This window comes from Viridibacterium curvum (genome assembly GCF_039544165.1).
Classification (GTDB): Bacteria; Pseudomonadota; Gammaproteobacteria; order Burkholderiales; family Rhodocyclaceae; genus Viridibacterium; species Viridibacterium curvum.
The window spans coordinates 1-1,070 of the sequence record NZ_BAABLD010000012.1 but is presented as its reverse complement, the minus strand read 5'-3'; the positions used below and the strand labels follow the sequence as shown (position 1 = coordinate 1,070).

Genomic DNA, 1,070 nt, shown 5'->3' with positions numbered 1-1,070 from the left:
TGTCCACGTTTGGCCAGATGCCTAACCCTGCAGTCGAGCGGGACAGCCAACAAGCTGCGCTTGTTGGTTCCCTCCGCGCTACGCGCTCCGGCTGCCCCTCACTTCCACGTTAGCCGTCGAATGCCTACACCTACGATCAGTGAAGAATGGCGATTGGGATTTGGCTCAGCCCTCCCGGCGGGTTACCTATGCCGCAGAGTGTTATCTGAATGCTGGGTGCGCATTCATAGTCTTCCGGAGTCCAAGCGATATCCTGAGTCTGAACAAGAATATTCTGAAATGCTCGCTCGCCAAAACGCTGTTGCCGAATACACCTTGGGCAAAGAATCTGAATGCGTTTTATTCTTCACACGATATGGTGAAGAGAAAGCATTTACCTCTGCGGGCCTTCCACCTCTGCGAGGCGTTCCCGAGCACGTGATGTCTTTCTACGATGAAGATGGCGAAGATGAGTATCAATTCTTTGCCCTTCGCATCATCTGGAAAAAAGAAAAGTTCAACGATCTGATTGTTGCCTGCGCCAACGATCAAACCGGGTCTATCTTGTTTGCAAATACTGCAACTCGAAGCATCTACGCTCCATACGATGGAGGCGCTGATTTATTCTTCCCTTCCGCCCAAGACGTTCCCGTGGCGCGCAGCCGCTTTGCAAAATGGCTCTCCGCAAGGGCAGATGGGCTGTGAAGTCGTCGGCTAACCATTCAATCCAGGGGACTGCCAGCAAGCTGGCATCCCCTGATNGCACCATTTTTCAAGGCCCTCTTCCGCACTTTCTTTGGCGCAATCGCACGCGGGGTTTGAGGGTTCGAACGTTCGGGATGAGTTTGAGTCACGGACGATCTGGCACGACAAGGATGGCTTGTCCGCGCACGAGAAACAGTTGGTCGTTCATCGCTCTGGCGCAGTTTCAATCGTGCAAGCAAACAATCAAAAATTCACTGGCTTCATCGGTCAGCTTCGCGGGGCAGGAGCGCTCTATAGTCCAGGCGGCTCACGCCGCGAGCAAAGGCACACAACACTGTGGCGGCACGGGCTGCTTCAGTGGCCGAGATGATTGCGACGAGCAAAGC

At 54.1% G+C, this 1,070-nt stretch carries 1 protein-coding gene; it reads left to right on the top strand.

Going from position 1 to position 1,070, the window contains the following annotated elements:
• Positions 1 to 120 precede the first annotated feature (120 nt).
• Positions 121 to 684: a DUF3885 domain-containing protein gene (locus tag ABEA02_RS15320; protein ID WP_425584684.1), complete on the top strand. Its 564-nt coding sequence runs from the start codon at positions 121 to 123 to the stop codon at positions 682 to 684.
• Positions 685 to 1,070: the final 386 nt, after the last annotated feature.